Genomic DNA, 13,647 nt, shown 5'->3' with positions numbered 1-13,647 from the left:
GCCACGCTTTTTTACGCTCTGGAGATCCCGCTCATGCAAGCCATTCGCAGCATTCTGGTGGTCATCGAACCCGAACATTCGGAAAGCCTGGCGCTGAAACGGGCCAAGCTGATAGCCGGCGTCACGCAGGCGCATCTGCACCTGTTGGTCTGTGACCGCAAGCATGACCACAGCGGCATGCTCGGCGTGCTCAAGGCCGCGCTGCTGGAAGATGGCTACAGCGTCACCACCGAGCAGGCCTGGAACGAAAGCCTGCACGAGACCATCGTCGATGTGCAGCAAGCGGAAGGCTGCGGGCTGGTGATCAAGCAGCATTTCCCCGACAGCCCGCTGAAAAAAGCCCTGCTGACCCCCGCGGACTGGAAGCTGTTGCGCTCCTGCCCGACGCCAGTGTTGCTGGTCAAGACCTCAAAACCCTGGACGGGCGGGGTCATTCTGGCGGCCATCGACGTCGGCAATACCGATGGCGAGCACCGCACGTTGCACGCCACCATTGTCGATCACGGCTATGACATCGCCAGCCTGGCCAAGGCGCACTTGCACGTGATCAGCGCCCATCCGTCGCCCATGCTGTCGGCGGCTGATCCGACGCTGCAGCTCAGCGAAACCATCGAGGCGCGCTATCGCGAACAGTGCAAGGCGTTTCAGGCGGAATTCGATATTGATGACGAGCACCTGCATATCGCCGAAGGCCCGGCGGATGTGTTGATTCCGTATCAGGTCCACAAGCTGGGCGCGGCAGTGACGGTGATCGGGACCGTGGCGCGGTCGGGGTTGTCCGGGGCGTTGATCGGGAACACGGCAGAAGTGGTGCTGGATGCGGTGGAGAGCGATGTGCTGGTGTTGAAGCCGGATACGATCATGGATCATCTGGAGGAGATCGTTACCCAGCATTGAGATTTTCGGTGCCGGTCAGACCGCTTTCGCGAGCAGGCTCGCTCCCACATTGGATCTGTGGCGTATACAAATCCCCTGTGGGAGCGAGCCTGCTCGCGAAGCTTTTTAAATTAGCCGCCGAAGGCGTCCTTGAGGAACCCAGGGGCGATATAGCGCTGATAATGCGCCTCGGACAGCAAAAAGAACTCCCGATCAATGGCATCGCGCAATTCCGGTAAATTCCAGTCGCGAAACTCCGGCATCAGCACCATCCCGTAAGCCTCCAGGTTGTTGATCACCCGTGCTCCGCGAGCAATCAGCTGATAGGCCCAGCAATATTCCGACTGATGGGGCACGAAGCGGATCTTGCGCTGCTCCAGTTGCAGACGCAGGCGCTGCGGATCGAAAACCTCCAGCTTGCTGGCCATCACCTGGGACAGCAACTGCTCAAGACGCAGCCACACCGCGCGCTTCTCCTCCTCGTTGTAACCGTTCCAGTTGATCACTTCATGGTGGAAACGCTTGCAGCCACGGCAGACCAGATCACCGTAAACAGTGGAGCAAAGGCCGACGCAGGGGGTCTTGATGGTCTGATTGGGCATAGGTCAACACAGCACGGGAAAGCAGAACAGGCCGGCATGTTAGCCCTTTGTCTAACATTCATCACCCCTCAAAGTTCCGCGGCGAACTTACCTTAAATTTTTTTTTGCCGTAGAATCAGCCAGCCTTTTAAGGCGCCAATGTCCGTTAGAAGCTGTTTTCAAAGCGTCACGAGCACAGTCGTTCCTTCAGAGCGGTGTTGGCGAAGGGTTTTTCCAGCGGGGAAAAGCCCAACGCCAACCCTCATCAGCTCCCCGTTCTGCAGGCGTAAAACTTTGAAAGCAGCTTCTGTAAGGAATTGTCGGTAATTCTGGCTAAGTGGCCCACAACGCCACGCAGCGCATGAGTACGGCAATTTCGGGATGAGCGTCCCGGACACCCATTTGGGACCACTGATGAGGGTAATAACTGTGCTTGAAGCCTACCGCAAACATATCGAAGAGCGTGCAGCACTGGGTATCGTTCCCCAGCCGCTTAACGCCGAACAAACTGCAGGCCTGGTCGAGCTGCTGAAGAATCCCCCGGCTGGCGAAGAAGCTTTCCTCGTTGACCTGATCACCAATCGCATTCCGCCTGGCGTGGACGAAGCGGCCTATGTAAAGGCCGGTTTCCTGTCTGCCCTGGCCAAAGGCGAAGCCACTTCCCCTCTGATCGACAAGAAACGCGCTGTTGAACTGCTCGGCACCATGCAGGGCGGCTACAACATCGTGACCCTGGTCGACCTGCTCGACAGCGCCGAACTGGCCCCTGTCGCTGCCGCTCAGCTCAAGCACACCCTGCTGATGTTCGATGCGTTCCACGACGTCGCTGAAAAAGCCAAAAACGGCAACGAACACGCCAAAGGCGTGATCCAGTCCTGGGCTGACGGCGAGTGGTTCCGCAACCGCCCTGTCCTGGCCGACAAGATCAGCCTGCGCGTGTTCAAGGTCACCGGCGAAACCAACACCGACGACCTGTCCCCTGCTCCGGACGCCTGGTCCCGCCCGGACATCCCGCTGCACGCCCTCGCCATGCTGAAAATGGCCCGCGAAGGCATCGTGCCTGACGTCCAGGGCGTCACTGGCCCGATGAAGCAGATCGAAGAAATGCGCGGTCAAGGCTTCCCGATCGCCTACGTCGGCGACGTGGTCGGTACCGGTTCTTCGCGTAAATCCGCCACCAACTCGGTGCTGTGGTTCTTCGGCGACGACGTACCTTACGTGCCGAACAAGCGTGCTGGCGGTTTCTGCTTCGGCAGCAAGATCGCTCCGATCTTCTACAACACCATGGAAGATGCCGGCGCACTGCCGATCGAATTCGACGTCACCAACATGAACATGGGCGACGTGATCGACCTGTACCCGCATGCTGGCAAAGTCTGCAAACACGGCACTGACGAAGTCCTGACCACCTTCGAAATGAAGACTCCGGTCCTGTTGGACGAAGTGCGTGCCGGTGGCCGTATCCCGCTGATCATCGGTCGCGGCCTGACCGAGAAGGCGCGTGCCGAGCTGGGCCTGGGCCCTACCGACCTGTTCAAACTGCCAGAAGCACCGGTCGACACCGGCAAGGGCTTCACCCTGGCACAGAAAATGGTCGGCAAGGCGTGCGGTCTGCCGGAAGGCAAAGGTGTGCGTCCTGGCACCTACTGCGAACCGAAAATGACCACCGTCGGCTCTCAGGACACCACCGGTCCGATGACCCGTGACGAACTGAAAGACCTGGCGTGCCTGGGCTTCTCGACCGATCTGGTGATGCAGTCTTTCTGCCACACCGCGGCCTATCCAAAGCCGATCGACGTGACCACCCACCACACCCTGCCAGACTTCATCATGACCCGCGGCGGCGTTTCCCTGCGTCCGGGCGACGGCATCATCCACAGCTGGCTGAACCGCATGCTGCTGCCTGACACCGTCGGTACTGGTGGTGACTCGCACACCCGTTTCCCGATGGGCATCTCGTTCCCGGCCGGTTCCGGTCTGGTAGCGTTCGCCGCAGCCACCGGCGTCATGCCGCTGGACATGCCGGAATCGATCCTGGTGCGCTTCAAAGGCAAAATGCAACCGGGCGTCACCCTGCGTGACCTGGTTCACGCCATTCCTTACTTCGCGATTCAGGCTGGCCTGTTGACCGTTGAAAAGAAAGGCAAGAAGAACGCCTTCTCGGGTCGCATCCTGGAAATCGAAGGCCTGGACAACCTGAGCATCGAGCAGGCTTTCGAGCTGTCCGACGCCTCGGCCGAACGTTCGGCTGCCGGTTGCACCATCAAGCTGTCGAAAGACTCGATCACCGAGTACCTGAACTCCAACATCACCCTGCTGCGCTGGATGATCGGCGAAGGCTACGGCGATGCACGTACGCTGGAACGTCGCGCCCAAGCGATGGAAGCCTGGGTCGCCAATCCTGAGCTGATGGTTGCCGATGCTGACGCCGAATACGCTGAAATCATCGAAATCGACCTGGCCGACATCAAGGAGCCTGTGCTCTGCGCGCCGAACGATCCGGACGACGCCCGTCTGCTGTCCAGCGTTGCTGGCGAGAAGATCGACGAAGTGTTCATCGGTTCGTGCATGACCAACATCGGTCACTTCCGCGCTGCCGGTAAATTGCTGGATCAGGTCAAGGGTCAGCTTCCAACCCGTCTGTGGCTGTCGCCGCCGACCAAAATGGACGCTCACCAGTTGACCGAGGAAGGCTACTACGGCATCTACGGCAAGGCTGGCGCGCGCATGGAAATGCCGGGCTGCTCGCTGTGCATGGGTAACCAGGCACGTGTAGAACCGAACTCGACCGTGGTGTCGACGTCGACCCGTAACTTCCCGAACCGTCTGGGTGACGGCGCGAACGTTTACCTGGCTTCGGCCGAGTTGGCGTCCGTTGCGTCGATCCTGGGTCGCCTGCCGACCGTCGAGGAGTACATGGAATACGCTGGCAAGATCGACAGCATGGCGGCTGATGTTTACCGCTACCTGTCCTTCGACCAGATCGCCGAGTTCCGTGAAGCCGCTGCGAACGCCAATATCCCGGTGGTTCAGGCTTAACGTTACACAGCTATAAAAAAACGCCGCCCATCGTGAGATGAGCGGCGTTTTTTTATGCCTTGCAACTATCAAATGTGGGAGCGAGCCTGCTCGCGAAAGCAGTGTGTCTGACACATCAATGCCGGATGTGCCGACGCCTTCGCGAGCAGGCTCGCTCCCACAGGGATTATCGCGTATCAGGCACTCAACGAATAAATCAACGCCGAGATCGCCACCAGACCCACCGCCGTCACAAACACGTTGGAAGCCTGGCCCCGGAAGCGCGCCATCGCTGGCACCTTGCGAATCGCATACATCGGCATCAAAAACAGGATCGCCGCGATAATCGGGCCGCCGAGGGTTTCGATCATCCCCAGAATGCTCGGGTTCAGCGTCGCCACAATCCAGCACACCACCAACATGAACACCGCTGTCATACGATCCAGCGTCTTCGGCGCCGGACGTTTGCCGCTTTTCACGATCAAGCCTTTCAAGCCTTCACTGGCACCGATGTAATGCCCGAGGAACGACTTGGAAATCGCCACGAATGCAATCAACGGCGCCGCGAACGCAATGGTCGGGTTGCTGAAATGGTTGGCCAGGTACGACAGGATCGACAGGTTCTGCGCCTTCGCTTCCGCCAGTTGCGCCGGCGACAGCGTCAGCACGCAGCTGAACACGAAGAACAGCACCATCACCACCATCAACACGTGAGCGCGCGACAGGATCTGCGAACTGCGCTCTTCGGCGTGTTCACCGTAGCGACGCTTCTGGTCCACGGCGAACGCGGAGATGATCGGTGAATGGTTGAACGAGAACACCATCACCGGAATCGCCAGCCACAAGGTGTGCAGCAGCGCTGACGGCTCCGGCAGGGTCGATGCGGTGGTGAGGATGCCGCCGTTCCAGTGTGGAATCAGAAACACCGCCAAAAACAGCAATGCCACGATAAACGGGTACACCATCAGGCTCATGGCCTTGACGATCGCTTGCTCGCCGCAACGCACCACCGCCAGCAGACCCAGGATCAGTACCAGCGACAGCACCGCGCGCGGGGGCGGCATGATGTGCAGCTGATGCTCGAGGAAACTGCCCACGGTGTTGGTCAGGGCCACGCTGTAAATCAGCAGGATCGGAAAAATCGCGAAGAAGTACAGCAAGGTGATCAGCGCACCGGCCTTGATGCCGAAGTGTTCTTCCACCACTTCGGTGATGTCCGCGCCTTCACGGCCAGACAACACGAAGCGGGTCAGGCCACGGTGCGCGTAAAACGTCATGGGAAACGCCAGCATCGCCAGAACCATCAACGGCCAGAAGCCGCCCAATCCAGCGTTGATCGGCAAAAACAGGGTGCCGGCGCCGATGGCCGTGCCAAATAGGCCCAGCATCCAGGTGGTGTCATGACGATTCCAGCGCTCGAGGGTCGCTGGTGTCGCCGCTACATAGCGTTCGTCGACGCTATTGGCCTGATCATTCATCCGGTGGGATCTCCGCATTCCGGTCAGTTGCTACCCGGCCAGGACGAGTCAGAAAAATCCGACAGGCAGCGCCCTGGCCGAAACAGGGGCGCGATTGTCCGGGATTAACGAGCAGAAGCAAAGACTTAGCTGAGGAGCGGTTGTGCAGATCAGATGATGGGCAGCAGCCCCGCCCCCCCCTGTAGGAGCGAGCTTGCTCGCGATGGTGTGTCAGTCGAGACCAATGTGCCTGACACACCATCGCGAGCAAGCTCGCTCCTACAGGGGATAAGCGTTCATTGAAATTGCGGTACACACGCTTCATCGCCAACGGCAGCTTCAGCTTGATAAAGGTCTGCCGTCATGTATTTTGGAGTCATCTTCATTCATCGAGAGAACTTCGCCATGCCACTGGTTCGCATCGACATCAAAAAGCATCAGGACCCCACCCACGCCAAACGCGTCGGCCAGCTGATCTACGCCGCCCTGCGCAGCGCCATTGGCGTACCCGAGAACGATAATTTCCAGATCCTCGCCGAACACGACGAACACCACTTCATCTTTGACCCGCACTACCTCGGGATCAGCCGCACCGACAATCTGGTGGTGATTCAAATCACCCTTAGCGAAGGCCGAACCGTCGATCAGAAGAAACTGCTCTACACAACCATCGCCGAGAGCCTGAATGCAGAACTGGCGATCCGGCTGGAGGATGTGTTTATCAACCTCGTTGAAGTGAAAAAAGAAAACTGGTCGTTCGGCCACGGCATTGCCCAGTACGCCCTCTGACTTTTCCATCCTTACCTGTGTGAGCCGCCCCATGCCCCGTGTATCGCGTAAACAAGCCGACCTCAACCGCGAAATCATCGTCGAGGCAGCCACGCGGCTGTTTCGCGAACGGGGCCTGCACGGCATCAGCGTCATTGACGTCATGGCGGCGGCGGGCCTGACTCATGGCGGCTTCTACGGGCATTTCGAGTCCAGGGAAGCGTTGGCCCGGGAGGCCAGCGGTCGTGCGTTCGCCCAATCGACAGAGCGCTGGAACGCCTGGATTGCCGCCAACGAGGACAAGAATGCCGCTCGCCTGGCCGTGATCGAACCCTACCTGTCGGCCGTCAGCCGCGACAATCCGGGCGACAGCTGCCCGGTGGTGGCGTTTGCCGGGGACATGTGCCACGAAGCCGCCGACAGCGCCCTGCGTCAAACCTTCATGGACGGCCTCGGTGCCCTGATAGACACGCTCGCGCCCCTGATGGACACCGGCGATGAGGCCCGCGACCGTCAGCAGGCGCTGGTGCAGTATTCGCTGATGGTCGGCGCTCTGACACTGGCACGCGCCACCCGTGGGGACCCGCTGTCGGACGAGATTCTTCAGGCCGCGCAAACCTTTCTGAAAGCTGAATAACCTCTGCCCAGTGTTCCGCTATGATCATCTGGCAGCGCTGCTATTTTCGCTAACCGCCAACGCGTTTTGAAGCCAGCAATCTCTAGGGATATTCGTGCCACAGGAGCTCAGCATGCCCGCAACTGTTCTTGTTCTGGTTGAAACCATCAATGATTACCTTCCGATTCTCGAACATCAGGGCTTTCACCTGATTCTGGCCCCCACCCCGGCCGAGCGCGCCGAGGCCATTGCCACCCATGGCGCACGGATCGACGCGGTACTGACGCGCGGCCCGCTGGGTTTATACGCTGACGAAATCGCGGCACTGCCGGCGCTGAAGATCATTTGCGTGATCGGCGCCGGCTATGAACACGTCGACCTGCAAGCCGCCGCTGACCGGGGCCTGACGGTGACCAACGGCGCCGGGGTCAATGCGTCTTCGGTCGCCGACCACGCCATGGCCATGTTGCTCTCGCTGGTGCGGGACATTCCTCGCTGCGACGCCGCCGTCCGCCGCGGCGAGTGGCCGAAGATCATGCGCCCTTCCCTCGCCGGCAAACGCCTGGGCATCCTCGGTCTCGGTGCCGTCGGCATGGCCATCGCCAAACGCGCGGCCAACGGCTTCGACATGTCGATCAACTACCACAACCGTCAGCACCGCAGCGACGTGCCATACAGCTTCTGCTCGACACCGACCGAACTCGCGCGTACATCGGATTTCCTGGTGGTGGCGACACCCGGCGGACTGGGCACCCGGAGCCTGATCAACCGAGCGGTGCTGGATGCGCTGGGCCCCAATGGATTTCTCGTCAACATCGCCCGGGCCAGCGTGGTTTCGACCGTTGATCTGATCAGCGCTCTGGAGCAACGACGCATTGCCGGCGCGGCGCTGGATGTGTTCGATCACGAACCCCAGGTGCCCGAAGGCCTGAAAGCCTTGAGCAACGTCCTTCTCACACCGCATGTCGCCGGCCTGTCGCCGGAAGCGACCCAAGGCACCGTCGAACTGGTCGGTCGCAACCTGATGGCGTTCTTCACCGGCGAACCGGTGCTCACCCCGGTCAACCTGCCAGCCTCCCTGGACAAAGCGCTGTAGGACAATTCAAACGGCTGTATCAAAAGCAATGATTGCCCGGCAACACGCACGCCTATAAGAGCTGATCGCGGTTGTGGGTGCCGGATGCGCGCATTAGATTAGCCAATAGTTTCAGGCCTCCAGAATAAGTAGAAGGGATAAGCATGGCGCTTACTGACCAATCCACCCGTATCCGCTCCGGCGAAGAACTCGATGCCAGCCTGATCGATCCCTACCTCAAGGCGCACATACCGGGCCTGAGTGGCTTACCGCAGATCAGCCAGTTCCCTGGCGGTGCGTCGAACCTCACCTACCTGCTGGAATACCCCGAACAGGAATTCGTCCTGCGCCGGCCGCCGTTCGGTCACAAGGCCAAGTCTGCCCACGACATGGGCCGTGAATTTCGCATTCTCAATCAATTGCGCGACGGTTTTCCGTATTGCCCGAAAGCCTACGTGCATTGCACCGACGAGTCGGTGATCGGCGCCGAGTTCTATGTGATGGAACGGGTCAACGGGATCATCCTGCGCTCGGAACTGCCAGCGGAACTGGGCCTCGATTCAGAGAAAACCGAAGCCCTGTGCAAAAGCTTTATCGACAAGTTCGTTGAGCTGCACCGGGTTGACTACCAAGCCTACGGCCTCGGTGACCTCGGCAAGCCCGAAGGCTACGTCGCGCGGCAGATCAAAGGCTGGAGCGAGCGCTACGAGAAAGCCCTGACCCCCGATGCGCCGCAGTGGGAAGCCGTGAAAGCCTGGCTCAACGACAAAATGCCCGCCGATCACCCGACATCGAGCATCGTGCACAACGACTACCGCTTCGACAACGTGATCCTCGACGCGGACAACCCGATGCAAATCATCGGCGTGCTCGACTGGGAACTCACCACCCTCGGCGACCCGCTGATGGACCTGGGCAACACCCTCGCCTACTGGATCGAAGCCAACGACCCGGCGCCGGTGCAATTGATGCGCCGCCAGCCGAGCCACGCGCCGGGCATGCTCACCCGCCGCGAATTCGTCGACTACTACGCCGAACGCTCGGGCATCCAGATCGACAACTTCGACTTCTACTACACCTACGGCCTGTTCCGCCTCGCCGGTATCGTGCAGCAGATCTACTACCGCTTTTTCCATGGCCAGACCCAGGACAAACGCTTCGCGCAGTTCATCCACATGAACAAACTGCTGGAGCAGATGAGCTTGCAGGTCATCCAGAAATCCACGCTCTGATCGCGCCCTGATTGGCCTCCAACAATAAGGAAACCCCATGTCCAAGACTCAGTTGTTCGACCTCGACGGCAAGATCGCTTTCGTCTCCGGCGCCAGCCGCGGCATCGGTGAAGCCATCGCCAAACTGCTGGCCCAGCAAGGCGCCCACGTCATCGTCTCGAGCCGCAAACTCGAAGGCTGCCAGCACGTCGCCGACGCCATCATCGCCGCCGGCGGCAAAGCCACTGCCGTTGCCTGCCACATCGGCGAAATGGAGCAGATCAGCCAGGTCTTCGCCGGCATCCGCGAACAATTCGGCCGCCTCGACATCCTGGTCAACAACGCCGCAACCAACCCGCAATTCTGCAACGTCCTCGACACCGACCTCGGCGCCTTCCAGAAAACCGTCGACGTCAACATCCGCGGCTACTTCTTCATGTCCGTCGAAGCCGGCAAGCTGATGCGCGACAACGGTGGCGGCAGCATCATCAACGTCGCTTCGATCAACGGCATCTCGCCAGGGATTTTCCAGGGTATCTACTCGGTGACCAAAGCGGCCGTGATCAACATGACCAAAGTGTTCGCCAAGGAATGTGCGCAATTCGGGATTCGTTGCAATGCGTTGTTGCCGGGGTTGACTGATACCAAGTTTGCCTCGGCGCTGGTGAAAAACGATGCGATTTTGAAGACCGCGCTGGCGCAGATTCCGTTGAAGCGCGTGGCGGATCCGAGTGAAATGGCCGGGGCAGTTTTGTATCTGGCGAGTGATGCGTCGAGTTATACGACTGGGGTTTCGTTGAATGTGGATGGGGGGTTTTTGTCCTGAGGGCCGTGTCTCAACCAACTCCTGTCAGATCCGACAGCTCTATCTGAACTCATCGCGATTAAAGAACGTTTACACAAGCAATCGCGTCCAGGCCAATCCGGTTTGGGAATGGCCTGGAGCGCAAGAAAAATTACTGAGTCACGCAGCGGGTCAGTGTGGTCTCTCTTGTCACCTGCCCCTCGGCCCTCGCGTCGCCCATCACGTCGGTTTTGTCGACGGTCTCGCAAGTGCGTTCAACAGGGGGTGGCGGTGCGACCGGAGGCGGCGGGGGTGGGCTGGCGCAACCGTTAAGGACGACTGCGCAGAAAGCGAGTGACACTGGCAATAAAACGCGTTTCCCAAGACTGTTCATAGGCTGACCCGCGATAAGGGAGTGGGAGGTTTCCGTGACATGAACGATATCAACCCATGATTGCGGGCCGGTCACAGAGAATTACCTTCGTATTCGTTATAGCTCAGTCGGGCGTCAATGCCAGCAAACGCCCAACCCTGCCGGGTCATGGGAAAGGATTGATTGGCAATCGCCAGCCAGTGGGATTGCCGCCCCGCAGCGCCTACAGGACCGCACCTGGACGGTTCAACGTGTTGCTTTCGAGTTCGTAGCGGAGTTCTTCAACCAGCGCCTGCAAGGCGTCGGGCGTTCCGAGTGTGGTTACACTCAGCCCGCTGACCACGAGGTCGACCTGCCCGGATACCGGGTGGTAAAGCTTGACGGTCAACGAGTGATCCCCCGTGAGCGTGCACTCGCAGGCCAACGGCGCAAAACTGCGCTCCAGTTGCAGGCGTAATTGCGCCAGGGAAATCATTGCGATTCACCTTGGCGGCGGTGGTTAAACCAGTGCTCTGCGCACATGATCATGGAGGATTCCTTGGCTCGTTTCGAAGGGACACGAAGACTCGTGTCGCATCCTTACAGACTAGGAACCATGGCGCCCGACCAAAACACGTATTTGCACTACCTGAACTGGTGCATTTGCACCTTAACGCTGACCCCTCGATCGGCGTGAACTGGAGAACAATCCGCGTTCTCGCGCCCACACAATGGCTTCGCTGCGACTGTGCACGTCGAGTTTGGAATACACCGTTGCGACGTGATTGCGCACGGTATTCGGTGCCAGTTTCAGGCGCGCGGCGATTTCCTTGTCGGCCAGGCCTTCGCAGATCAAACCCAGCACATCGCGCTCGCGACCCGTGAGCTCGGTGAAGGACACGCTGGGCAGTTTGGGTGAATTGACACTTTTCACATTGGCGAGTTTTTCGATCAGCGTGCGGCTGAACCACGAAGCATCTTTCATCACCTCTTCTATCGCTGCGACAAGTTCCAGCTCGGTGCGCTTGCGCTCGGTGATGTTCATCAACACCAACAAGTAGCAAGGGTTGTCCTGAATGTTCACGGTGTCGGCGGAAATCGTGCAATCGATCAGTTCACCGTCTTTCCTGCGAATCCGCACATCGATGCGATCCAGGCTGCCGGCTTTTTCCAGCGCCGAGAACAGACGATTACGCGCACCCTTGTCATGGATGAAATCGATTTCGGCGAGGGTCTTGCCCAGCACTTCTTCGCTGGGATACGTGAGGGTGTCGAGGAAGGCTTCGTTAACGTCCAGCACCACTTGATCGCCAGCACCGCACACCAGAATGGGCACCGGGCTCAGGCGAAAAGCCTTGGCGAAACGTTCTTCGCTTTGGCGCAACGCGACTTCAACCTTGTAACGGGGCTCCATGTCGACGAAGGAAAACAGCATGCAATCTTCATCGTTAAGTTCAAGCGGTTGCCCGGCGACGATCACCTGTTTGCTACCGCCCTGCGCCACTTTCAGTACCGCCTGCATCTGCGGAATGGTGGCGTGCTCACGCAAACGCTCGATGGCCAGCTCCTTCTTTTCGGCGCCTTCGAGAATGTCCAGTTCATAGGTCGAGACGCCGATGACCTGATCGCGGGTGTAGCCGGTCATTTCCAGAAAACCCGCATTGACCTTGATGTAGCGCAAATCACTGAGCCGACAGATCACCGCCGGGGCCGGGTTAGCGTTGAAGGTCTTCTCGAAACGCTGCTCGGCACTCGCCCACTCGGTGACGTCATCCATGATCAAGACCAGCGATTCCGGCTCACCGCCGTAGTTGGTCAGCACCAGGCTTCGTACGTTGTGGACCCAACTGCGTTCTTCGTCGTTGGCCGGCGTTACGTCCACCAACACATCGCTGAATGCCTCGCCGCGCGCCACGCGGTTGATGGGGTAATTCTCCACCGGGACCAGATGATTGTTGCGATAGCGCAAGGTGAAGCGCTTGGCGTATTCCTTGGCATTGGCGCCCAGTTCGCTGATTTGACTGACACCGTGCATCGCCAGTGCCGCGTCATTGGCCCAGAGAATGGTTTGATCGGACTCAAGCAGGATCACGCCGTCAGAGAGGCCGGCGATGATCTGCTGTAACTGGCGGCGATTGGTGTCGGTGGTCAGGACGTCCTGGCTCATTGGATCTCCACAATTTCAAACGTGCGGCACTTCGTGAAGATTACGACCGCGGGCGGGTTCGATCGTGCAGCAGAACAAGATCAAAAGATCGCAGCCTTCGGCAGCCCCTACGGGGACCAAGGCCGCCCGCGAATACGCGGATGTACCGGGACATTGTAGGAGCTGCCGCAGGCTGCGATCTTTTGATCTGCCCGCGAAATATTCCGACATTTGTTAATCCCGCTCCTGTCGCGTTAGCGACTATCGTTCATCTGCCAACACGTTCAAGGAGGGCAAGGAATGCCCGGAGCTGCCAATGGATGTCGCCTGCGAAAGGCGCGGTTTTCGGAAGCTGGTCGTATTTATCTACTCACCGCGGTCGCTCATGAACGAGAGCGGATATTCAGCAATTGGCGGTTGGGGCGGCTTGTGGTTGATCAGCTGCGATGTGCTGATGAGGCGTCCCTTGTGACCTCGCTGGCTTGGGTCGTTATGCCCGACCACATGCATTGGCTGATCGAATTGAACCAAGGCACGTTGGCGCATTTGATGTGCCGGGTTAAATCCCGAAGCAGTCGTTCAATCAATATCGTGCGTGCGGGCCAAGGCTCGATATGGCAGCGAGGGTATTACGACCGGGCGTTGCGCCGTGAGGAAGATCTCAAGGATGCCGCACGGTACATCGTTATGAACCCATTGCGCGCGGGATTGGTTAAGCGGGTGGGTGATTATCCATTGTGGGATGCGATTTGGGTTTGAGGAA

12 protein-coding genes are annotated in these 13,647 nt (G+C 59.2%); 8 read left to right on the top strand and 4 right to left on the bottom strand.

Translation table 11 applies throughout. From position 1 onward, the window contains the following. Window positions 1-33: 33 nt before the first annotated feature. Entirely contained in the window at window positions 34-897 is an 864-nt protein-coding gene (locus tag F8N62_RS09240) for a universal stress protein (protein ID WP_150710674.1), read from the top strand. A gap of 110 nt (window positions 898-1,007) precedes the next feature. Here the strand turns inward: F8N62_RS09240 and F8N62_RS09230 are convergent, their stop codons facing one another. Further along, window positions 1,008-1,478, bottom strand: coding sequence for a DUF1289 domain-containing protein (locus F8N62_RS09230; protein WP_008028699.1), 471 nt, complete (start codon window positions 1,476-1,478; stop codon window positions 1,008-1,010). A gap of 408 nt (window positions 1,479-1,886) precedes the next feature. Here F8N62_RS09230 and acnB point away from each other — a divergent pair, with 408 nt between their 5' ends. Then, window positions 1,887-4,496, top strand: coding sequence for a bifunctional aconitate hydratase 2/2-methylisocitrate dehydratase (acnB, locus tag F8N62_RS09225; RefSeq protein ID WP_150710838.1), 2,610 nt, complete (start codon window positions 1,887-1,889; stop codon window positions 4,494-4,496). Between the two features lie 176 nt (window positions 4,497-4,672). Here acnB and F8N62_RS09220 read toward each other — a convergent pair whose 3' ends face one another. Continuing rightward, the gene (locus tag F8N62_RS09220; protein WP_150710672.1) at window positions 4,673-5,953 is read right to left on the bottom strand and encodes a serine/threonine transporter; all 1,281 of its coding nucleotides are present in this window, start codon (window positions 5,951-5,953) and stop codon (window positions 4,673-4,675) included. 384 nt (window positions 5,954-6,337) lie between these two features. Here F8N62_RS09220 and F8N62_RS09215 point away from each other — a divergent pair, with 384 nt between their 5' ends. The 5 genes from F8N62_RS09215 (at window position 6,338) to F8N62_RS09195 (ending at window position 10,428) form a co-directional block, all read left to right on the top strand. Next, on the top strand, window positions 6,338-6,721 hold the full coding sequence (locus tag F8N62_RS09215; protein WP_150710837.1) for a tautomerase family protein: 384 nt from the start codon (window positions 6,338-6,340) through the stop codon (window positions 6,719-6,721). Between the two features lie 31 nt (window positions 6,722-6,752). Then, complete coding sequence (locus tag F8N62_RS09210) at window positions 6,753-7,337, top strand: TetR/AcrR family transcriptional regulator (protein ID WP_150710671.1); 585 nt, start codon at window positions 6,753-6,755, stop codon at window positions 7,335-7,337. Window positions 7,338-7,449: 112 nt separating this feature from the next. Next, window positions 7,450-8,412 (top strand): 2-hydroxyacid dehydrogenase, encoded by a 963-nt coding sequence (locus F8N62_RS09205; protein WP_150710670.1) that lies wholly within the window; start codon window positions 7,450-7,452, stop codon window positions 8,410-8,412. Window positions 8,413-8,555: 143 nt separating this feature from the next. Further along, window positions 8,556-9,623, top strand: a complete 1,068-nt coding sequence (locus tag F8N62_RS09200) for a phosphotransferase family protein (protein WP_150710669.1) — start codon at window positions 8,556-8,558, stop codon at window positions 9,621-9,623. Between the two features lie 37 nt (window positions 9,624-9,660). After that, window positions 9,661-10,428, top strand: a complete 768-nt coding sequence (locus F8N62_RS09195; RefSeq protein WP_150710668.1) for an SDR family oxidoreductase — start codon at window positions 9,661-9,663, stop codon at window positions 10,426-10,428. Between the two features lie 554 nt (window positions 10,429-10,982). Here F8N62_RS09195 and F8N62_RS09190 read toward each other — a convergent pair. Together F8N62_RS09190 and F8N62_RS09185 are read right to left on the bottom strand one after the other, a co-directional pair. Beyond that, window positions 10,983-11,234, bottom strand: coding sequence for a DUF1652 domain-containing protein (locus F8N62_RS09190; RefSeq protein WP_150710667.1), 252 nt, complete (start codon window positions 11,232-11,234; stop codon window positions 10,983-10,985). Window positions 11,235-11,408: 174 nt separating this feature from the next. After that, window positions 11,409-12,905, bottom strand: coding sequence for a helix-turn-helix transcriptional regulator (locus F8N62_RS09185; protein WP_150710666.1), 1,497 nt, complete (start codon window positions 12,903-12,905; stop codon window positions 11,409-11,411). A 279-nt stretch (window positions 12,906-13,184) separates the two neighbouring features. On the opposite strand from F8N62_RS09185, the gene F8N62_RS09180 reads away from it, so the two are divergent. After that, window positions 13,185-13,643 carry an REP-associated tyrosine transposase gene (locus F8N62_RS09180; RefSeq protein ID WP_150710665.1) on the top strand — a complete coding sequence of 153 codons (459 nt, stop codon included), beginning with the start codon at window positions 13,185-13,187 and terminating at the stop codon, window positions 13,641-13,643. Window positions 13,644-13,647: the final 4 nt, after the last annotated feature.

This window comes from Pseudomonas fluorescens, assembly GCF_902497785.1.
GTDB classification, from domain to species: Bacteria; Pseudomonadota; Gammaproteobacteria; order Pseudomonadales; family Pseudomonadaceae; genus Aquipseudomonas; species Aquipseudomonas fluorescens_BO.
The sequence above is the reverse complement of the archived record's forward strand: the minus strand, read 5'-3'. Positions and strand labels throughout refer to the sequence as shown.

What these genes read in the sequence shown, in the direction of transcription:
- F8N62_RS09230 (WP_008028699.1), bottom strand. Translation starts at nt 1,478, where the DNA reads ATGCCCAATCAGACCATCAAGACCCCCTGCGTCGGCCTTTGCTCCACT.
- F8N62_RS09180 (WP_150710665.1), top strand. Translation starts at nt 13,185, where the DNA reads ATGCCCGGAGCTGCCAATGGATGTCGCCTGCGAAAGGCGCGGTTTTCG.
- F8N62_RS09195 (WP_150710668.1), top strand. Translation starts at nt 9,661, where the DNA reads ATGTCCAAGACTCAGTTGTTCGACCTCGACGGCAAGATCGCTTTCGTC.
- F8N62_RS09200 (WP_150710669.1), top strand. Translation starts at nt 8,556, where the DNA reads ATGGCGCTTACTGACCAATCCACCCGTATCCGCTCCGGCGAAGAACTC.
- F8N62_RS09185 (WP_150710666.1), bottom strand. Translation starts at nt 12,905, where the DNA reads ATGAGCCAGGACGTCCTGACCACCGACACCAATCGCCGCCAGTTACAG.
- F8N62_RS09220 (WP_150710672.1), bottom strand. Translation starts at nt 5,953, where the DNA reads ATGAATGATCAGGCCAATAGCGTCGACGAACGCTATGTAGCGGCGACA.
- F8N62_RS09210 (WP_150710671.1), top strand. Translation starts at nt 6,753, where the DNA reads ATGCCCCGTGTATCGCGTAAACAAGCCGACCTCAACCGCGAAATCATC.
- F8N62_RS09215 (WP_150710837.1), top strand. Translation starts at nt 6,338, where the DNA reads ATGCCACTGGTTCGCATCGACATCAAAAAGCATCAGGACCCCACCCAC.
- F8N62_RS09240 (WP_150710674.1), top strand. Translation starts at nt 34, where the DNA reads ATGCAAGCCATTCGCAGCATTCTGGTGGTCATCGAACCCGAACATTCG.
- F8N62_RS09190 (WP_150710667.1), bottom strand. Translation starts at nt 11,234, where the DNA reads ATGATTTCCCTGGCGCAATTACGCCTGCAACTGGAGCGCAGTTTTGCG.
- F8N62_RS09205 (WP_150710670.1), top strand. Translation starts at nt 7,450, where the DNA reads ATGCCCGCAACTGTTCTTGTTCTGGTTGAAACCATCAATGATTACCTT.